12 protein-coding genes are annotated in these 20508 nt (G+C 60.8%); 2 read left to right on the top strand and 10 right to left on the bottom strand.

The features are described 5' to 3' along the window. Window positions 1–29 precede the first annotated feature (29 nt). The gene (locus JQ574_RS17540) at window positions 30–170 is read right to left on the bottom strand and encodes a hypothetical protein (protein WP_212383728.1); all 141 of its coding nucleotides are present in this window, start codon (window positions 168–170) and stop codon (window positions 30–32) included. 257 nt (window positions 171–427) lie between these two features. Between JQ574_RS17540 and JQ574_RS17535 the strand changes: the two genes are divergently transcribed. Next, window positions 428–976: a recombinase family protein gene (locus JQ574_RS17535; protein ID WP_212383726.1), complete on the top strand. Its 549-nt coding sequence runs from the start codon at window positions 428–430 to the stop codon at window positions 974–976. Window positions 977–1325: 349 nt separating this feature from the next. Then, a complete protein-coding gene (locus JQ574_RS17530; protein WP_212383724.1) occupies window positions 1326–3077 on the top strand; it encodes a DUF262 domain-containing protein in 1752 nt (583 codons plus the stop codon). Here JQ574_RS17530 and drmB read toward each other — a convergent pair. From drmB to drmD, 9 genes are all read right to left on the bottom strand, one after another. Then, a complete protein-coding gene (gene drmB / locus JQ574_RS17525) occupies window positions 3074–4936 on the bottom strand; it encodes a DUF1998 domain-containing protein (protein ID WP_212383722.1) in 1863 nt (620 codons plus the stop codon). The two genes, JQ574_RS17530 and drmB, sit on opposite strands and share 4 nt — an antisense overlap. Continuing rightward, complete coding sequence (gene drmA / locus JQ574_RS17520) at window positions 4933–8460, bottom strand: DISARM system helicase DrmA (RefSeq protein WP_212383720.1); 3528 nt, start codon at window positions 8458–8460, stop codon at window positions 4933–4935. Before drmA ends, drmB begins: the two co-directional genes overlap by 4 nt. Continuing rightward, window positions 8457–8975: a hypothetical protein gene (locus tag JQ574_RS17515; RefSeq protein ID WP_212383718.1), complete on the bottom strand. Its 519-nt coding sequence runs from the start codon at window positions 8973–8975 to the stop codon at window positions 8457–8459. Before JQ574_RS17515 ends, drmA begins: the two co-directional genes overlap by 4 nt. Before the next feature lie 6 nt (window positions 8976–8981). Beyond that, window positions 8982–10073 carry an XRE family transcriptional regulator gene (locus tag JQ574_RS17510; protein WP_212383716.1) on the bottom strand — a complete coding sequence of 364 codons (1092 nt, stop codon included), beginning with the start codon at window positions 10071–10073 and terminating at the stop codon, window positions 8982–8984. 348 nt (window positions 10074–10421) lie between these two features. After that, entirely contained in the window at window positions 10422–11129 is a 708-nt protein-coding gene (locus tag JQ574_RS17505; RefSeq protein ID WP_212383714.1) for a hypothetical protein, read from the bottom strand. A 111-nt stretch (window positions 11130–11240) separates the two neighbouring features. Next, complete coding sequence (locus JQ574_RS17500; RefSeq protein ID WP_212383712.1) at window positions 11241–12050, bottom strand: hypothetical protein; 810 nt, start codon at window positions 12048–12050, stop codon at window positions 11241–11243. Between the two features lie 28 nt (window positions 12051–12078). Next, window positions 12079–12318: a hypothetical protein gene (locus JQ574_RS17495; protein WP_212383710.1), complete on the bottom strand. Its 240-nt coding sequence runs from the start codon at window positions 12316–12318 to the stop codon at window positions 12079–12081. A gap of 822 nt (window positions 12319–13140) precedes the next feature. Then, complete coding sequence (locus JQ574_RS17490; protein WP_249119411.1) at window positions 13141–17187, bottom strand: DNA methyltransferase; 4047 nt, start codon at window positions 17185–17187, stop codon at window positions 13141–13143. After that, window positions 17187–20414 carry a DISARM system SNF2-like helicase DrmD gene (gene drmD, locus JQ574_RS17485; protein WP_212383709.1) on the bottom strand — a complete coding sequence of 1076 codons (3228 nt, stop codon included), beginning with the start codon at window positions 20412–20414 and terminating at the stop codon, window positions 17187–17189. Before drmD ends, JQ574_RS17490 begins: the two co-directional genes overlap by 1 nt. Window positions 20415–20508 lie beyond the last annotated feature (94 nt).

The following is a 20508-nucleotide window of genomic DNA, read 5'->3' as shown; positions in this document are numbered from 1 at the left end:
CTCCAGGGTGTGAATTGCAAGAGCATGGTCTACGTGCCAACCACGGCTTTGACGATTTTGTAGGTCAAATAAATCCTCGCGACCTCTTGGTTTGAGCTGTCCTGATAGACCAGCCGCTTGATCTCATCGCCCTGTACTAACCAATGGCTGTAATCGATGCCCATCACCATGAGGTTCCCCTACCTCAGGTTGACGCGGCTTCCATTGTGAATCAAGCCTCATGGAGTAGAAAGACCCTTTCAGCTTCAAGCGCCAGTGCGGAGATATTCGTCGTGGATTCGTTTCAGGAGATGCAATGGCCGTGGCTCTCACCTCTGGGCCCGCGCCAGCAGCCCGTGCAATAATCATGAATTATGCACAATCCCGTTGACCCTTGCAAAATAGTAGTTTATGTTGTGCGTAATATATGTGCGAAATGTGAGGAATTATGGTCGCTTACGGATACGCCCGTGTAAGCACAGACGGCCAGTCTCTTGCCGCCCAGTTCGCTGAGCTCAAGGCGGCCAAATGCACCAAGATTTTTCAGGAGAAGATCAGCGGTGCACGTTCGGACCGCAAGCAACTAATGCGACTGGTGGCGGTTCTGACAAAGGGCGACGTATTGGTCGTCACTCGGCTCGATCGCCTGGCGCGCTCCACTCGCGATCTCCTCAACTTGCTCGCAACAATCGCAGACAAAGGCGCCGGCTTCAGATCGCTAGGAGACGTCTGGGCTGACACAACAACGGCTCACGGTCGCTTAATGCTAACAGTTCTTGGGGGCCTCGCTGAGTTCGAACGTGAACTCATTCGATCGCGCACTGGTGAAGGCCGCGAGCGCGCCAAGGCGAGAGGGGTTATCCTTGGCCGCAAACCAAAGTTGACGACTCACCAGCGGAAGGAGGCAATCCTCCGCCGAGAGGCCGGCGAAGTACTGACCGACATCGCTCGTTCCTACAATGTCAGTCACAGCACAATTAGTCGTTTGCGCACCTAGCGAATTCAGCCACATGGCCAAAGGACTTTCCCTATGAAAGCGGGAGGTGAGTTTGAAGAACTCTCCAAGCCGCCCGAGCAACATGGCGAACTACGCCATTACAAACTTGGTCACACCGAGATGCCATTGGACAGAAATTACCCGCAATCGGTACAAGTGACTTAAGAATCACGGTATCGGTCGCTGAGGCCAGCGGCGGCAAATTGCGTCGCATGTACGCCGCAGAGAATTAGGTGTCGGGGCGGTGGCAAACAGCCGGCTTGATGAATGAGCGGCCTATCCATCAGCGGCACTGCCTTGACAGATGCAGCGGTCATCAGATCTTATCTAAAGTTGTGGGGGAGATGAGATGCCTTTTGAAACGCCAATTCCTATCCGTCAGGCCATACAGAACATCCTCGACGGGAAATATGTCCTTCCGGCTATTCAGCGCGAATTTATTTGGGAGCCCGAGCAAATCGAACTTCTTTTCGACTCTCTGTTGCGGGGCTATCCGATCAGCAGCTTCCTTTTCTGGGAAGTACCTCGCAAACAGGTGAACGACTGGCAGTTCTACAAGTTTCTGACGCAGTATCACGAGTACAACGCGCGCCATAATGCGCCGGCCCAACTAACCGGTGATCGAGACGTTACGGCGGTCCTGGATGGTCAACAGCGGCTGACGGCGCTCGTGATCGCCCTCACCGGAACCTATGCGAGCCGCACCAAGAACAAGCAACGCTCAAATTTAGCCGCCTATCCAGTTAGGAAGCTTTATATTGATCTCCTCGGGCGCGCCGACGAAACCGACGAGCAAAAGTTCTATGCGATCCGCTTTCTTACCCCGGAAGAGGCTGCGATCGATAAGGCGCGCTTCTGGGTGTCATTTCCAGAACTCTTCTTGAAAATTAAGAGCGTCAGTGATGTTTTGATGTTCATGGCGATGGAGCGCATTAGTTCGTCGCCTCAGGAGAAGCGTGACTTTGCGGCTCAAACGCTCGCAAAAATCTGTGAATCGCTGAACACTATAGGGAATGTGAACTTCTTCCTAGAGCGCGAAGCCGATCTCGATAAGGTCCTGCAGATATTCATCCGAATAAACAGCGGGGGTACGAAGCTGAGTTATTCCGACCTATTGCTTTCGATCGCTACCGCTTCATGGAAAGGTACAGATGCCCGCCAGGCAATCCACGGATTTGTCGACGAATTAAACAGCGTCAGCGACGAGTTGACTTTCGACCAGGATTTTGTCCTCAAATCCGCATTGGTGCTTTCGGACATATCGGACGTGAAATTTAAGGTCGAGAACTTCAATGCACAGAACATGGCCACGATTGAAAAGGCCTGGCCCTCGATCAAGACCAGCCTATCATTGACGGTTCATTTGACCAAATCGTTCGGGCTCAGTGACAGATCGCTACTGTCGGCGAACGCACTAATCCCGATCGCCTACTACCTACGAAAAAAGGGCGCCACTGACTCTTATCTACACTCCTCATCGAACTTGGCGGATCGAGCCACCATTCGCAGCTGGCTAACGAAGGTGCTACTGCGCGGGACGTTCGGGTCAATGGGAGACACAATTCTAGGTGCCCTTCGCGGCGTTCTGCAGAGCGCATCTATTGAAAGATTTCCCGAAGCGGAAATCAATGACCGGCTAACGCAGCTGAACCGATCGATTAAGTTTCCGCAGGAAGAGATTCAAAATCTTTTGGGACTGCAACACAAGGGTCGGCAAACTTTCCTCGTGCTCAGTCTCCTCTATCCAAATTTTGACTTCTCCAATGGCTTCCATATTGATCATGTCTACCCCAGAAGCAAGGTCACTGAACGACGCTTGCTCGCCAAGGACGTCGACCCTGAGAATGCCAGCGTTTGGCCGGATTTGCGTGACAACCTTGCCAACTTGCAATTGCTACAAGGTGGCCCCAACCAAGCCAAATCAGCCGCCGACTTCGACGAGTGGCTGGATAGCCAGTTTAGAGATAGCACAAAGAGGGGCTACTTTTTAGCCACGCATCATTTCCCAAACTGGTCTGCATTTCCCTATACAAGGTTCGGCGAATTCCTCGGCGATCGAGAAGCCATCATAGGCAAATATTTGGAAACGGTGCTGGCCTAACTCTCCACACAAAAGAATGCCGAACGCTGCGGCGACATGGTCTGCATCAGCAGGTTGCGATCCAGAAACGTATTGCGCATTTCGCAGCTGGTCTCCGCGATCAGCAGGCAGCCATGACAGGCAGCGCCATGGGTAGCGCGGTCGCCGCCGTGGGGATCGGGTTCGTGATCGGCGCAGACCGGGTCGTTCGAGCAGACCCGCGTGCGCTCAAGCGCTGCAGAAAGGATTTGCGAGAAGCGCGGCGCGGTACCGACCAGGCCACCGAGCGTGCCCTGCGCGCCGGCCGTCGCCGTGTAGATCAGGATGCCGCACCGCTCCGGGGCGCCGTCAGCCGCATGCAGCGCATAAACGCGCTCCTTCAGCGAGCTCGACGGATAGCCGCAGTCGAGCGCTATCTCCGTCATCAGGATATGCGCTAGGCTGTGCAGCAGCGTATAAGCTGTGCCCGGGTATTTAGGCGGCTTCGCGAATTTTTGCCTCCAGTGTAGATAGCCGCCATGCAACAGATCGTGCCGCGCACGCGTTTCAGCCTCGGTCAGCCAACGCGCGATCGCTACTTCGTCGAAGTGAATGAACAGACCCTCGCCGAACTGCTCGATCGCGGGAAGCCAGTCGGCATTCTGCGAAATCGGTGCGCCGTGCACGGCGAGACCGACATCCTCAAGCTCTCCGTCCGCCGAGGTCGGCGCGGCCTCGAAGCGCGTGAAGCCGTAGAGGCACGATACGGCGCGCAGCCGATGTACCGCCACGACGCTCTTGATCGACGAGAGGTCGATCTCGGTGCCGGCGTCGAGCCAGGTCTCGCGGGGCAACGTTTGCGCATAGAGTTTGGCGGTCGGCGTATTGTGCCCGATCTCCGGCCGGCCGCTGGCAAACACGTCGAATTCCGCCAGCTTCGCCGAGCCACTGCTCTCCGCGACCGCGCCTTCTCGAATACGGGTGAGGCGCGCGAAGATCTCCTCGTCGGGATATGACTCGAGCGCAGCCTTGATCTTCGAATTGAACCGCCTAGCAGGTCCAACGTCCGCAACAGATTGAACGTTGGCCAGCTCGCCCGACAGGCTCTCGACCAGCTTCGTCAGCTCGTCCTCGGCCGACGGTAACGAAATGACGGTATCGACCTGTGGAAAGTACGTATTGGTCGCCGTACGCGTCAGCAGCTTCAGCGGCTGATCGCAACCGTTCGGGTCCCGGTCGAGAAGCCAGGGGCGTTCGCCGCGACATTCGCCCAGCAATCCGGCAATGAACAATTGCCGCATCGCCAGCCTCTTTCCGCAGCCGCAGACGACCTCGAGATCATCCGCGTCGGCGCTCGTGCCCTTTTCTTCGATCCACATCGGGTTCTGGCAGGGCTCACTACGATGCACTATCCAGCGCCAGTCAATGTCCTGGATGTGGCCTTTCCTGCAGGCGCAGACGAACCGGATCGGGGTGGTGTCCGACTTCTTACCATCGTCGGAGACGAACCTGCGTCGTCCTCCTGCCGTGTCGAGGTCCTGCCAGCGCACCAGACGGCGGCGGCGCAACGTGTCACGGCCCGTGCTTTCAACCTGGTCGCATACGAACCATGCCGGGAATACCGGCGCAGCGATGTGGCTCGGCACCTGACCGGGCCGTCCATGATCGACCGGCGGAGTGCGCAGCGACAAATTTGTCGTCTGCGGGAGCCGGTTCTGGGCCTTGAGGAACGTCTCCAGCCTGGCGACCAGCCGTGGCTCGGGTACCGCCGCGAAGCTTCCGCTCCGCATGTCCCAGAGCTCAAGCCCGCCGATGATCACGGAACGCGTCGGTAGATCGACCATGGCTCCGGGGCCGAAGGTCGAAATAACCTGGCTCAATCGTTGCGCATTTTTTGTCATTTGAGATCGTCCGCGTTGGCGATTGGCTTGCCCCATGGATCACGCGCATTGACCAGCACGCTGGCCTCGACGTCACGCATCGAACGGCCGGCAACGAAGCGTTGATGGGCCGGAGGAAGGTTCGCGATTTCCGGCGCGAGCGGCATGTGCAGCAGCCGGTGTGGGCTGGGATTTGACGCATATGCGAACGAGTTACCGCCATCGATCTGCTCTCTTGCAGTTTCGATCCAGGCGTCGAACAGGGCGTCGATCAGCTTCCCTAGTGCAGGCCTCCCGCCGGGGATCGCCGCCTCGGGTGCGCGTTGCAGGATAGCTTCGCGCACCGCGGTTCGCGTCGGCGCCTGATTGACCAGCTCCTTGACAGCGGTCTCCGGCGTCAGTCCCGGATTAATGTGGCGGGCCGCCGCCACAACGACCGCCGCGAGCGCGCGATCCAGCGCGCGGGACGCCCAAGGCGTCACGCTGGTGGCCTCGACGGCGCGGTAGAACGTGCGGTGATACTGTCCGAACTGCTCGAAATGGGCGCGGTCGCGTGGCTTGTGCATGTTCAGGACCACGACGACGAGGCCGGGTCGGCGATGATCGCGGCCGATGCGGCTCGTCGCCTGGATGTATTCAGCTGCTGTCTTCGGTTGACCCTGCACCGCCATCAAACCCAGCCGTAGAATGTCGAGGCCGACCGAAATCATGTTGGTGGCAAGCGCCACGTCCACCGGCTCGCCGTTTCCGCCGAAGACGGCGTCGAGACGTTGCTTGGCGCGTGCCACGTCGTCAGTTGATACGCGCGAGGTGATCTCAAGCGGCTCGCGGAGCCGGCGGTCGGCAAAGGGAGAATCTATTGGGTCTGCCCTGCGACGGTCGGACCCGTAGCGCTGGGCATTCGCGCGCACCTCGTCTTCGACGATACGGCGCGCACCGCCGAGCTCGCGCAACGCATTGAAGTAGCAGAGTGCCGTCATGTAGGGATCGGCCGGATTGGGGTTGGCCCCCGCCGCCGCGAGACGGTCGTATTCGGCCTGGGCTGCCGTCAGCAGCGTCGTCAACGAACGCAGGAAGACGAGCTTGGGGCCTCTGCCCTGCGCGGCGATGCCCAGATAAAGCCGCGCGGGATCCTGCGACGAGGGCACGGTGCGTGCGAAGAAGCTGTTCGTGCGATCGATGCCCGGTGGTGGAAAGATGCTGGTGCTCTGCCGATCGAACAAGGCTTCGATCTGCTGGCTTGCGCGCCGCACCGTCGCCGTCGAGGCCACGATCTTGGGACGAACGCGCTTGCCGGATACGCTGCGCGTTGAAAGCTGGTCGATCGCAACCTCATAGAGGCCAGCGACGGTTCCGAGCGGGCCGGCGATAAGATGTAGTTCGTCCTGAATGATGAGATCGGGCGGATCGAGTTTCCAACCGTTGTCGAGCTTCTTTCCCTGCCGTTGCTCGGCGGCGCCGAAGAAGCCGACGTTCTCTTGGAAGCGATCGACATGGCCGAAGAACGCGCCGGCCTCGCCGACCCAAGGCAGGCCGGCAAACTTGTCCACGGTTGCGATCACGAAGGCCGGAAGACGCCGATAGATCGGCTCATCGACCGTGAGAATGGGGAGCGGACGGTCGCGGGTAAAGTCACAACCGGTATTCGCGCAGCGGATCACCATGTTGTTCGGCGCGGCATCGCTCGGAACACAGGAGAACGACTGCGGCGTGAAAGCCGTGCCACACCAGGGGCACGCCTTCAGCGGCGCGGGCGCACGCTTATCCTGCCCCATCCTGTAGCGCCGCACGCGGCCCACCGCGGTTGTCTGGTCTGCGTCACCCTGGCGGCCCAGTCGATTGGGCGAGGCATCGGAGCCGACCCACAGGCCGATCTCGATTGGCCAGTCGCCGAGCAGTTTGCGGCCGTTCTGGTCGGCGTTGGCCGGGTCGGTTCTCATCAGCTCGAGCGCGCAGACCACACCTGCAGCGCGCGAGAGCTGATCAAGTGTCAGCAGCCGGAGCGTATATCGCATGATCACCGCTACACCCGCGCCAAGCACGCCGGCGCCCTTCAGACGCCGAAGCGCGATGACGAAGGCCGCGAGCCCAAGATAGGCTTCGGTCTTGCCGCCGCCAGTGGGGAAGAACAGCAGGTCGGCGATCTCACGATCCTTGTGGGTGCGATCGGAAAGGCCGGCCAGATTGACGAGAATGAACGCCAGCTGGAACGGGCGCCATCGAGGGTTCTGCATCGATGCGTCGCGACGACGCGCCGCCGCTGAGACGGCAAGATTCATGAAGCGGAACGCGCTGCGCGCGAGCTTGTCGCGCGAGAGAATGTCGATTCCTTCGACAATGCGCTCGCGCGCGCGCTCCATATCAGCGATTAGCTGACTTGCCGTTTCGCCGCGGCGCACGCCCAGATCCGCTCGCTTGACGCGCTCGGCCTCAACCCAGCCCGCATAGAGTTGCGGCAGCGCCGACAGGGCCCTGACAAGATCCGCGCCGTCCCCGGCCGCCGCCTCGGCGAGCGGGCCCATGTCGAACACCACCTTCGACGTCAGCGAGACGTCTTCGTTTGGCGCCACGCGCTCGACCTCGGCTAGCGGCAGCGGATCGGTCCAGACCCGCGTGACCCTGGCTGCATTTTCTTCTGCTTCGTCCCAGCCCGCGGCGGAGTTGCGGCCGACGCCGTATTCGCAAACATCACGGTAGTGAAGGTCGGCAAGGCGCAGATCAGGGTCGTCGGAATTGAAACCGGACAGATCGCGGCGAGGCTTGAAGCCTTCTTTGCAAATGAGTTCGAGCCGCGCCTGGAAGACCAAACTGACGTCCGCGTAGCGGCGACGGACTTCGGCACGCTTGTTGACGAGAAAGACCGTCAACGCCGTGACTTGTTCGGTTCCCTCCGGGGTGGCGAAGCTGAACTTGCGCGCGTGCGCCTCCAGAACGAGGCCGCCCCCGCTTCGCTGCTCGGCCGCGCTTTCGGGAACCATGACCGGATCCTCCGCACGCCCGTCGGGCACGGGGACGCGCACGACCTGTTCACGCGGAGCACGAATCCAGTCCACCTTCGGCGGCTTCGGCGCCTTGGGATCGACATCGGAAAGCGTTTCGTCATCTGGAAGCAGCATCGACTCCGGCAGCCGCGGCTCGGTCAGATAGTCGCCCCAGGAGACTCGCGCCTCAATCTGGGTGACGTCCGGCGGCAGTAGGACGGTCAGACCGACCGAGGACGGCAGGAACCGGCGCTTGCTGTTCGGCGCTTCGGGAGGATCGTCGTCGCCCGCGGCGCCGCCAGCGCCAGCCTCATTCGGCTGCGTGAGGAAATTCTCATTGTCTTCTTGCGCCGACGGAGTGTCTTCCTCTTTCGACGGCGTTTCGTGTGTAAATGGGTCGGCGATCGGTGCAAGGAATCCGGTCAGATACCAGCGCGAGGGATTTTCGTTCAGCCGCTCGCGCACGATGTCGGCATCGGCAGGATCGAGACCGGGACCGACGAGATCGCGACGAAATTTGCCAACGATGATCGAACGCATCTCGAGGGGGGTGTTCGTGGTCATTTGCGTTTCGCTCCCTCAGACATCACCATTTCGCCGAGTATCCGGTCGAGCCACTTCGATGTGTAGTTCTCCCGCAGCACCGATCCGGCCTTGTGACCCGCGTCGGACAACAATCTCTCCAGGGCGACGAGCCGGTCGCGCAGGCCAAGCCTTACGCCGAAGCGCAAGCTCGCCTTGTCCGGCCCACAGAGCACCCAGGCATCGGCGCGGCCGACGGCGTGCGCCCACAGCGAGCGTTCGCCATGGTCGAGGTTGGCAGCCAGCGGATCGCGAAGCAGAACGCCGGCCAGTTCGGCCTTGCCGACCTTGTGAACGGCGCGCAGCGAGGCCGCGAGCACAGCCTGCTCGACACGCTGCTCCTCGCGCCGGCGCTGGTAGCCGGTCTGGGTCTCGATCACGCAGTCCTCGACCGTTTCCACGCCGTAGCCTCCGCTGAGTGCATTCCACGCATTCACGCGCCAGCACTCGAGAATGACGTTGGTATCCACCAATACCGGGCCCTGGCGCCGCACCATGGCCCCTCACAAATCGACCGAAGCTTTGACGCCGTGAGTGGCGCAAAGCTCCGCAAGGTCTTCGAGTTTCAGGTCGAGCAGATCCGCCGCCTTGCGCGCGGACACCTGCCCGTCGTCGATCGCAAGCGCTATCACTTCCATGAACGCTTTCGAGAAAAGCGGAGGCGGCGTGCGGCCTTCGACCTTGCGGCCGTTGTTGCGCAGCGCCGAGTCGGCCATCCTGTTGGCCTCCGCGGAATCGAGCCGGCCGAGTGCGACCAGCCGCCACTTCAGCGCCGACGCGGTCACCTGCAGCGCTTCGGCGGTGTCGTTTAGCCATTTGACATTGTATCCCTTTGCGGGCGCCAGCCCGTCGAGCACCGCTGCCGGCATCAGCAAGGCTGAGGCAAAACTGTTCGCGAGCTGCTCGACGCGACTTCTGCTGCGCTCGGACGATTCCTCGACATGCTCAGGCGGCATCGTGTCCCAGGTGAGGATGTGAAACAACTCGTGCGCAAGATCGAAGTGACGGCGGCCCGCAATTTCCCGGCGGTTGATAAGCACCGCGTCCAGTTCGGGCAGCCGGCATGCGGCCCCCGAGACGCCCTCGAACGCGTCGATCATCAGCACGAGGATGCCGAGCTTTCCCTCCATCACCTCGGCGAGGCGTCGGGCGGGAACATCGCCAAGTCCGAAATCGGTCGCGAACCGCTCCCCCGCGGCCATCGCGTCGTCGAAACTGCTCTTCGACGTCAGCTTCAAAGACTGGCGCATGTTCGGTCCGGGCCTGCCGACCGCGGGCGCCAGGGTGCGGATGGCGGCGACCCAGCGGCCGACGACGCGCTCGAAGGAATTCAGGCGCTCGCTCGACACGCCCGACTGACGCCAGGAAAAGCTCCCCTCGCCGGCAAGCATGAAGGGGTCGGTGAAATATTCGAGCGAGGACGCAAGCTTCTCGACCGCGAGCAGCAACTCCTCGGCTGAGAGGCGGCGCTCGCCGTTCTCGATCGCCGATACGGTTTGCCGGTCCTTGAAGCCGAACATGCGTGCAAGGTCGTCCTGCGAAAGCTTGCGCTCCTCGCGAAGAGCCTTGAGGCGGGTGCCGATCAACGTGCTCATGAAGATCTTATAATCTTGCGAATCCGTACATGCAAGATAATCTTGCAATTAGACTTATGTCAAATTGGATGAAAAAGATGTAAATTTTCAATAGGTTATTCGATAGATTTCGCGGAACCAAGATCCGCTGTGCGTCAGTACGTAGCAGGAAATCGTGAAAGGTCTGAATGTCGCCTCGGTCACCCCCGGATTTCGAGCATCGCCCTTCGTACCGCCTCGGGTGAAAAGTCGAGCCGCGGGGGCCCGCGAAACACCTCAAGTGCGCGGCCTGCGCGCTGTCGGGTCGGCGCACCCATGATCGGTGTGGAAAAACCTCAGCCAAGCTTGCCCGGAAACAACGGAAGGCTCTCAACTCGTCGCTGTCGGACGCATTTTACGGACACCTAGATCAATTTCGGTCATCGACATCTTACCGACAGCCGTCCGCGACGTGGCGATGCGCAACGCGGCAAGTCGGAAGGCCTTTGTCTTGACGTCCTCAGCGCCAGAATTCGGCTTGGGTCTCAGGCCGATCCGCGGGCCGATATAGAGCGGGGTTGTTTGCTCTTGCCGTCGAACGAGACGCAATGGTCCCAAGTGAATGTTGGTACCGTGAATCGAGCGGACGATCTTTTTCTCGTCATCAGACCACACATTCCCCTTTCGCGGGAAGCTTTCCCTGTCGCCCCGGATGATTCGTTGGAAGACCCATCGATGCTCTCCCGACAGTTCGCGCACGAGAATACCGCCGTGGATGCCGTCATCGTCTGATCCGCATGTGATGTCGATTCCCGAATACGTCGGCGCACGGGTACCTTCATCATGGACGTACCATGTACCGGCCTTCAGCTGTTCCGGATTGGCATGCGTATAGGGATCCCGCCAGCCGTTGAAGGACTGGCGGCTGCAAAGATAGAGTTCGATAGCCGTGACCTTCCAGCGGCGTTCGCCGTGGACCAGATCGTGAGACCCCATGATATCGCGCGCGAAGTCGATGAATCGCGCCTCGATCTGGTCAGCGGTCTGTGCGCCCCTGAATCCGACCACTTCGAGGGTTTCGTCCAATGGCTTGGTCATGAAACAGGTCTCCCGCAAAAGGCGTCAATAGACTGCGAAACCCGATTTGAGAGCGACGGGAAATTCAAGGAAACACAGGCCGGCACTCTTCGAAGGGGGCGCTCCGCGCAGTCAAGGCTGAGGCGCTTCGCTGTCGGTTGAGTAATTTCCAACAACCCAAATAAGGCTCTGGACATCGATTCGATCGCGCGGCTTGAGATCGGCCAGTTCCTCTTCCGTCTGGGCGACGAGGTCGAGCAGGCTCTCGTATACGGCTGGATCGAGCCGCGCCTCATAGTCAAAGGAAAATCGATGTCCTACCCGCGCGGCAACGTCATTGGTCACCTCGGGCTTCAGGAACATGTGCTGATCCGGCCGCCAGAGAAAGGGCAAGTAGGTCACGACCGTCCATTTCGCGTTGTCATGAGGCTTCAGCGTACGCTCCATATCGAGGAGCGCGGGCTCGCCCCCGCCCAGCGTAAAGCGCGCGGCAGCCTGAACGAATGCGTCGGCGTTCGGCCCTCGCAAGACTTCCTGCATACGCGTCATTTCGAAGGAGGACAGCAGATTGGTGGCCCGGAATACCGCGAGGACCGCTTCGCCAAATCCGGTGCCTGTTGCCGCCTGGCCGACCGAAACGGTCGAATCGAGTTTCGACTTTGCGGCGACTTTGTAGTCGCGCTCCTGCCTCGCATAGCCATCGGACTGAAAGCCGTTCGGAAAGAAATGCAGGAACCGGTTTCTCGCGCCGTCGAAGCCCACGTACTTCGGGCCCGATTTTGCGGCCTCATCGTGAAGCCGCCGCCAGACATCGTCTGCGCTATCACCCTCGATCGGCGCCCTCCGCGTGCTACCGCCGACAACCACGCCGAAAAAGCGTTTGTCCTTTTCGACAAGCCGCAGTTCGAGTTTGCCAAGCTTGGCCGTGCGGACTGTCTTCATGGTTCGGAGGCCAATTGAATTGGAGATTTCAATGGTATCTCTGGAAATCCTCAGCCAGCTTTCGCCAGGATATGCGCTTGAATCCGCTCTTTGTCTTTGCGCCCTTCCAACCAAACGTGCCCTGGCCGATCTCAATAGTGCCGAGCAACAAACCCCGATCACGCACGCGCAGCGTGACCGCGGCGCCCGCCTTTGCCAAATCCCATGCCTTCATCGAAATATTGACGGCGTATTTTGGTTCGACTTTTCGCCTCTTCGCCATAGCCACCCCCTGAGCCTACCTCAGTCCAGCACAGACTGTTACTGATTTCAACGTCGGGTTGTCGGCAGTTTCGGGCGCGGCCTAGTCGCGTCTCGTATTGAACTCGATATGATCGACCTCATGGGGATCGATCGCCTTATTCACTGCATTGCGGAATCGAGCAAACGTACGGCGCGGGGCTTCGTCCCGCGATCGATCTGACCACCCTCCCCACGATGGGGTCGCCGTACCGTCAGCTTGGACAAGCAAGCGTCGCGTTTTCTTGCCCGTGAACGCCACGGGACGTGTAACTGTTGAAAGGTCCGATCCAGCGATCTCGGCCCAATGCGCAGATAAATATTCGAAATCTTTCACTAGTTCATCATCGGGCCGTCGCACCTTTGTCTCGGAATCCCACAGTAGGTAACATGGACCCGCCCATCGGACCTACTGAATAGCTGGTCGGCATTTCGGCCCTTACGATCCGCAATTCCTTCGACGATGCTTAAGCAGCCATTGGCTGAGGCACAGTCAACCATCTCTCTCCACCTGCGCGCCTTATCGCTGTCATTGCTGTACGCCCATCCGGCGAGAATGAACGGAGCCGGCGGCCGGCTTGGATTGCAGGGATGCGCCTCGGCGTATTCAACCAATTGCTTGAATACGTCGTTCCACCGCGGCGGGTGGGGGCAAATGCGTTGCGGGGTCGCACTTCTTACCTTCGTGCTGTTCCCAACGCGCCGCCGTAGAGGTGCAGCGGTAAGCTGCGCCCCTTCATCTAGCGGAACTCAATTTCGCTACCGCATCGGCTACAGATCGGCATCCGGCACTCTCTGCTGGCGCGACCATTTACTCTGTATCGCCATCCTCATCGCTTTCATCCTCGGGCTCGCCCTTCATCCCCGGCGCGACACCACGACGAACTTCTTCGGCATGGCGCTCGGCGTTGAGCGCGAGGAGACGGGCGAGGACCTCGTCGCGAAAATCGGAGGGCCAGAACAAGCGGCCTTGGTAGGTGAAATCGCCCTCGTTGGTTTCGTCGAGAAAAACTGGCTCGGCGCGCGCGGCGAGATCGTGCCAGCCATAGGCTTCGAACACGGCACGATCCATCGCGGCATGTAGCTCGCGCAGGCATTGGATGTCTTCAGCGGTCTCTAACGAATTGTGGAAACGATTGTAAGCTTTGGTCATACCCTCGTTGCGGGCGACCATTAGCGCAGCACGATGGTCGAGGTATCTTTGCGCCGCCGCGTCTAAATTGGGCGCAGATTCGAAATTGGTCGGAAGTGGGAATGTCTCAAAACAGTCTGATGGCGTATACCGCAAATCATCTTTCATCGATGAGGCAAAAAACCGTGCCCACATCTCGTGCGGACGGGCCTGCAGGTGGCAGAATGGCGACAACGAATGAAATGGAAATATCACCAGCGAGTGTGCAAAGATACTACCTGTAGGCAGGCGGGCAACAACGTGATGCGGTGAAGCTCCTGCATTGCAAGCCAAGACGTGGCCTAGGTTTGAAACCGAGCTATATAGGCCTGGCCGCTTATCGGCGTATTGCCACCAGCGCTCTCGGACAGCTTTACGTTTCTGTCCGTCGCGCTCTGGCTTAACGCGAAGGCGGATTATCTCTAAGAGATCAGGCCAATCTTCGGCGACTTCGTCTGGATAGTCACCTGGTACAAGACCTCGACTCAGGCATTTTGCTTTTTCGCCTTCAGGCATTTCTTTCCAAGAGCGTAAGTCGCGATCGCGGCTCAACGGCCTATCAAAAAAATCGATTGTGTACCGATGGTGCTCGTGGCGAGGATCAGAGTTCATCTCTTCGCCTCCGATGAACGGAAAGACGAGTTTGGCATTGTGGGAATCTTTGTGAATCAGACTCCGCATCGTCTCTAGATTTTCAGACACCCCCTTTTTTGCGGCCGCATCATCAAAGGTAAATCCCATGCCAAGCAAGAATGAGCCAACAAATGACTTTCGAACATTGGAAGCGAGCCGCTGTGGCGAAAGGTCGAAGTCCCCGTCGACGAGATAAGCCGAGATGCGACGGACAGGTCGCCCATCCAGTAAGGGACGCGAGAGGCCAACTTTGGCGATATGAACCACGCAAACAATGACCGATGCCTCACCTGGCCATTTCAAGCGCCTCACAGCTCGCCGAATTATGCCGCCCTGCGCAACGATTGCTGCCAAACCCGTTTCCCGGGTGTCGCCTTGACGGATTGTCTTGGTAGCGATCAGCCCAAACGCGCCGTTCTTATTGACCAAATCAAATGCTTGGCGGAAAAAATGCGCAACAATATCTGCGCTACGACTACCTTGGGGGTGTTGCGCTTCCAACCAAAGTCCGAATGAATTCCCGAAGTTTGTCGAAATGGATTTGCCACCAAGAAACGGTGGATTTCCAACAATTGCGTCGAAGCCAGCATCTATCCTTGCAAAGATCTCCGGAAACTCGATTCCCCAATGAAAGGGCGTAAGCGAATACTCGCCTTGCTTTAGCGTCGCGGCAATCGCGGTGAGTTTGTTCCACGCTACTGGCGATCCGGCCAACCAGCTCTCGACCTCGGCGCGCTTCTTCTCGCGGGCCTTCGGCTTGTCCTCGGAGAAGAACGCCGCGATCACTGCATCGCCCATCAAGCGAATTTCCTTCAGGCGCCCTTCCAGCGAGCGATGCCGGGCCTCCTGGATGGCACGCGCAGTATCGTCAGGTGCCACCTGGATTTCCGCGCGGCCCTTCATAGCTTCATCGATTCGATCCTTTACGAGCTTGCGGAACAGCGGCAGGCTTGGCTTCGACGTATCCCAATGTGCCGCCGCGATCTGCGCCTGCGAGAGACCTACAAGGCTGTCGCCCGATTTGAGCGCGTGGTCTATAAAGGTGAACTCGTGGTCGCGCGCGAGCGTCGCAAGCCACAGCGACAGCTTTGCAAGATCCGTGGCGAGGGGATTCTTGTCCACGCCGTAGAGGCAGCGCTGCGCCACAAGGCGCTTTGCATGCAGCTCTTCGTCCTCGTCCGGCGGAATGTTCTTCGGCTTCTGTTCTGGATGGCGTGCCCACGCCTGCACAAGTCGTGCAGCCAGCGCGCGACAGGCCTCGACTAGGAACGCGCCGGAGCCCATGGCGGGGTCGCAGACTTTCAGGTCGAGAATCTGTTCGGGCGTCGCGGCCGGCCCTAGTCGCTCGAATGCCGGCGCAAGCGCGTGTTCGACGATAGGCGCGGTAAGCGTGCGCGGCGTGTAGTGGCTGCCGGTGCGGCGGCGCTCGTCGGTCGGCTGCAGGATCGGTGTTCCCGCCGCAATCGGATGCTTCCTGGGCGAGCCCCGTTCGTCGACGATCCCATCGAGCGCGGCGGCAAGTTCGGCGGCCGTTTTGGCAGCCTGAACTGCATTCGTCACGCCAGCGGACAACTGTGCGCGATCCGCTTCCTCCTTCAGATGCTTGATACGATTCTTGCCCTTGGCCGCAAGCAACGCCTTGAGATCGACGAAGACGGGGGTGCGGTTGTTTTTGCCGGCCTTGATCGCGAGGCTTGGACCCTCGGTCCGCTCGGCGCGAAAGCCCATCACCGTCTCATAAACCGAGCCGATTTGTTCGACATCGAGGGTACGGTAGGACAATCGCTCGCGCGCGCCCCCTTTCGCGGCGAGAGTCATCAGACCTTCGAGAATGCGCAGAACGCAGCCGTCGGAAACAGGCAGCACGCATGATGCATCTTCATCAACCTTGCGTCCCTCGAGGAATGAAAACTGATCAGGGTCGAATAGCTTGCCGCCCCGTGCCCGCACGAAATGGCTCGAATGTCCTTCGTGAATCAGGCGGAATAGCGCGAGCAACTGGCCCCAAGCGCCACGGCGTTCGTCCATGGTGTCCGGATTGAGCGCGGTGTCGTGGGTGAGGCGGTCATAGAGACCGCGCAGCGAATAACCGGTCTCGTAGAGCTCGCGCGCGCGGCCGTCGGTCCGGGACGGAAGCAGGTCGCGATCCTCGGCATAGAGGATGAAGACGAGCCGCATCATCACTGTCAGGAGGCCTTCATAAAGATGCGCGGGTCGCTCGCCCGCCAGATCGCGAACGAGATCGGGCGCCGCAGCGTCGAGCCCGCGCAGCAGCTCGTGCAGCGCGCCGAGAACCTGCTCGGCCAGCGTGGTGGAAACAGCAGCCTGCGCCTCTCGGCTCTTTTCCAGCAGCGCCGGAAGACGGCGGTCGCTTGCGTCAGCAAACAAACGGGTGGAATCGAGCAGCAGCTTGAGGCCGCCGAGCATCGGCCGCCCGGCAACGGTGCGCAGGTCGCGCAACGGGAACGCGAGATACCCCGACGTTTCGCCCTTCGGCGCATAGACGAGGCGCAGCTCTGGACGGAAACGATCTTCGCCGTCCTTGTGCTCGCTCCGCTCCGAGATCAGAACGCCGGCGTGGACGCCGGTTTCGCGCAGCAGGCGCTCGAATCGCTGGTGGGCAGTCGCTTCCCAGCCACCGTGCGTCGCGCGTGCATCGGGATCAATGCCCGTCTGCTCGATGCGCACGAGGAGCTGCCAAGGCTGCTTGGTCTCGCCCAGCTCCTTCACCGCCCAGGTAGGGCTGAGGGTAGTCGTATGCTCGGGCAGCGCGACCTGCACGTCCGGCAACGGCGGGCCATCCGGACTGCCGGCAACATGTGCGGCTTCCCAGCCGAGGACGTCGCGGACGAACCCCCACGCATCGGCCAGCGCCGGCCTGCCGTCATCGTCGCCGATGTGCGCGGCCACCACGGCGCTGTCGAGCTGGGTCTGACGCACCGGCGGCAGGCCGAGCTCCTTGAGCAGCACCGGTGCGACGACAAGCCCGACCGGCCGGACGTGGTCCAGCCATTCCAAATCGGGATCGCGCCTGATCTCCTGAGCCATCGCCATCAGCCTGTCGCGGGCCAGAGATAAACGAGCCCGACTGGCTCAAGTCGATGTGCCGAGACGTCATAGGAGCTGCGGATTCGCGCGGGCTCGTCGCGGATTTCCTTCTCCAGCCGCACCAGGCGGCCCTGCCAGTGACGCCGGTCCGCCTCGCGCTCGCGCCGCTCCTCGTCGCCAACGCCGGGTAAAAGATACTGGTTCGGATCGTATTCGTCGTTAGCCTTTGCGATGCGCCGCCGCTGTTGCTCCAGCAACTCGGCAAGCGATTTCGCCTCCGCCTCACCACGCTTCACGAGATCGATTTTCACCTTCGCGAGCCGCTCGTCAGCGATCGTCTTCAGCACGGGCACGAGGTCGGCGATATCCTTCTCGATCAGTGCCTCGACGCGGGCGGCCGCCATGGGAGGCGCGCGACGTGCGTCACGCAGCGCGTGCTCGAGCTGATTGAGCGTCCGCTCCTCGCCGCTTTCACCAAGGGCTTTAAGCGGCTTCTTCCCGCGGTCCGCCTCGATCCAGATCGCGGCGACCGGGATGATCTCTTCATGCAGCCGAGCGGCGCCTGCGCCGTACACCGCAAGGCGCCCCATCAGCACAAGCCGCGGCTGCGCGCCCGGCCCTGCGATTACGGTAACGCGAGAGAGGCCGGACTGAAACCCCTGCGACAGAAAGCGGGACATGAGCCGGCGCACGAGCCGATGCTCGAGGTGCACCTGTACGATCTCCGGCACGTCGCGGCCGTCCGGGAGGCGCGGCGATTCGAAGGCGATGGGGCGGACGGGCGCGCGCTTGCGCCATTCGTTGAGGCTTTCGCCGCGCTTGCGCCGGCGCAGGCGGAGGTCGTCGAACGTATCCTGCCAGCCCGCGTCCTTCGCGAATGCCTTGTCCGTGGGATCGATCGCGAATGTCGCGACGTTGCCGATCGTCTCGCCGCGCGCCTTGTCCAGCAACAGGTCGACGTGCGACAGCGCGGCGCCGATCACACGCTGCAGATCATGCGGGTCGACGCCGACGCGCTCACGCGAATTCTCGAGCGCCTTCTGCAGATCCTGCTGCTCCCTGACGACGCGCTCGTACCGCGCCTTTTCTTCGTCATCCATCTCGGCGCGCGCACGGGCGAAGCTCTCGGCGTCGGTCTCCTCCTCGATCGCCTTCGCAAGTGCCTTCGCCTCGCCGCGATCAATGCCCACGGCCGCCATCCGCTCCTTGATCCGCTTCTCGATCACTTGCCCCGCGGAGCCGAGCTGGTTTTGAATCACCTCGGTCTTGCGCACCAGCGCTTCCAGCACGATATCGGCCTCGCGTTGCTCGTAGCGGAAGTAGCGGCAGAACACCTGCTTCGCCGGTTGCAGCTTGCGATCGATACGGCCGTTACGCTGTTCCAGACGGGAGGGATTCCAAGGCAGATCGAAGTGGACCAGATCATGGCAACGGGTCTGCAAATTGATGCCTTCGCGCGCCGCATCGGTGCAGATCAGAATGCGCACGGGCTCCTTTGCGGGATCGGCATTGAAGGCGGCCTTCACCTCTTCGCGACGGTCCTGCCCAGTTGCTCCCGTGAATATGGCGATGCGGTCGTCGGCGTGATCGGTGCCCTCGATCACTTCCCGCAGACGTTTCTCAAGCCAGCGGCGAGTGTCTTCCCACTCGGTGAAGATGATCAGCCGGCGGCTGTTCCACGCCTTGCCCGAGAAACAATTGGATTTGATCCACTGCGCGAGCCATTGCGCCCGCGCGTCCGGCTTGGGTGCGGCACGCGCGGCGATCGTCAGCATCTCGTCGACTGCGGCGACTTCCTTAGTCAGATCGGGCGCCATTGCGCCGGAGGCACCAACAATCGACGCCGCTTCGGTCGCGGCGTCCTCATCCGCATCGAGACCGGTCTCCTGCTCCTCGTCATCGAGCTCGAGACCCTCGACCTTGCCCGTGGTGCTGCCGTCCACGAAAGAGTGGGCCGCCTCCTCGACGACTTGGGACTGCTCACCATCGAGCAGGCGATGCAGGGTCTTGCGATGCGCCTTCAGCGTGCGTTCGAACGCGGAAATCGATGACAACAGACGCTGCTGCAAGCCGACGAAGGTGAGTTTTGCCAGCGCTTTTTTCTGTGGCGGCAGTTTCGCGAGCCGGATGTCGCGGAGTTCGCCGTAGGCGGCGAGTTTCCGCCAAAGGTCCAATTCCGGTGCATCCGCTGGCAGTCCCACAATGGGAATTGCCTCGATCTTGCGCTCGGGGAATGCCTCTCCGAGACGGCGCAGATCGACCTTGAGGCGGCGCACCATCACCGGATCGAGGTCGCGCGGGCCAATTTTCAAGGCCTTGGAATCGCCGCGAGTAAACCTTTGCGGATCGAGCATCTCCAGCAACGCAGCAAAACTGTTCGAATGCCCATTGTGCGGTGTCGCAGTGAGGAACAGGCGGTGCTCGAAACGCTGACTCAGATCGCGCACCGCACGGGTGATCTGGCTTGCAATCGCATAGCGCCCCCCACCCGAGGGGGCTGCATGATGCGCTTCATCAAGGATAAACAGCGCGCGCGAGCGGAATTCGCCGAGCAGATCACGCAGGCCTGCGATGTAGTTCTCCTCGGTCAGGAGGCTGTGGGAGATGATGAAACGCGAACCAGTCGCCCATGGGTTGACCGAGAAGCCGCGCAGGCGGCGCAGCTCGCCGATGCGTTCGCGATCGATGATGTCGAAGCTCAGACCGAACTTGCTCTCAAGCTCGTCTTTCCACTGGATCGTCATCGCCGGCGGCGCCGCAATGACGATGAAATCGATGCGCCGGCGCAGCAGCAGCTCGCGCACGACGAGACCGGCCTCGACCGTCTTGCCAAGGCCGACGTCGTCGGCGATCAGGAGATTCACCCGCGGAAGCCGCAGCGCCTTGCGCAGCGGCAAGAGCTGATAGGCATCAAGCCGGATGCCGGCGCGGAATGGCGCCTGCAGCAGATCGCGATCGGCCGCGGTTGCCGACTTCCAGCGGATCGCGCGCAGGTGGGCGGCGAGAACCTGCGGATCGTCGGGCGCGCCGCGACCTACGTTGTCCCATGAATTGACCGGCAATACGGAGGTGCCGATTTCGGCGTCCCACAGCACCTCGATCTGCTCGCCTTGGGCGTCGTCAGATATGGACGAGAGCCGCACCGTGCGAAGATCGGAATCCGGATGGTCGACCGCCTCCACGAGCCATTGACGGCCCCTCGCCTCGACGAAGTCTCCCTGCTGGATGCTCATTATTCCCTTTTTTCGCTCCCCGGTCTGCCTCATTATGCGAGACGTGGCGCTCTACGCAACCCGGTACCATCAGTTCCCCAGTCTTGACCGGCCC

Origin of the sequence: Bradyrhizobium sp. AUGA SZCCT0158 (assembly GCF_018130065.1) — a bacterium.
Taxonomy (GTDB): domain Bacteria; phylum Pseudomonadota; class Alphaproteobacteria; order Rhizobiales; family Xanthobacteraceae; genus Bradyrhizobium.
This window is presented reverse-complemented; position numbering and strand designations above follow the sequence as displayed.

Bases quoted from the DNA above. Each gene is read 5' to 3' on its own strand.
- JQ574_RS17490 (WP_249119411.1), bottom strand. From the start codon at position 17,187: ATGGCGATGGCTCAGGAGATCAGGCGCGATCCCGATTTGGAATGGCTG.
- JQ574_RS17505 (WP_212383714.1), bottom strand. From the start codon at position 11,129: ATGACCAAGCCATTGGACGAAACCCTCGAAGTGGTCGGATTCAGGGGC.
- JQ574_RS17540 (WP_212383728.1), bottom strand. From the start codon at position 170: ATGGTGATGGGCATCGATTACAGCCATTGGTTAGTACAGGGCGATGAG.
- JQ574_RS17500 (WP_212383712.1), bottom strand. From the start codon at position 12,050: ATGAAGACAGTCCGCACGGCCAAGCTTGGCAAACTCGAACTGCGGCTT.
- drmD (WP_212383709.1), bottom strand. From the start codon at position 20,414: ATGAGCATCCAGCAGGGAGACTTCGTCGAGGCGAGGGGCCGTCAATGG.
- JQ574_RS17510 (WP_212383716.1), bottom strand. From the start codon at position 10,073: ATGAGCACGTTGATCGGCACCCGCCTCAAGGCTCTTCGCGAGGAGCGC.
- drmA (WP_212383720.1), bottom strand. From the start codon at position 8,460: ATGACCACGAACACCCCCCTCGAGATGCGTTCGATCATCGTTGGCAAA.
- drmB (WP_212383722.1), bottom strand. From the start codon at position 4,936: ATGACAAAAAATGCGCAACGATTGAGCCAGGTTATTTCGACCTTCGGC.
- JQ574_RS17515 (WP_212383718.1), bottom strand. From the start codon at position 8,975: ATGGTGCGGCGCCAGGGCCCGGTATTGGTGGATACCAACGTCATTCTC.
- JQ574_RS17535 (WP_212383726.1), top strand. From the start codon at position 428: ATGGTCGCTTACGGATACGCCCGTGTAAGCACAGACGGCCAGTCTCTT.
- JQ574_RS17530 (WP_212383724.1), top strand. From the start codon at position 1,326: ATGCCTTTTGAAACGCCAATTCCTATCCGTCAGGCCATACAGAACATC.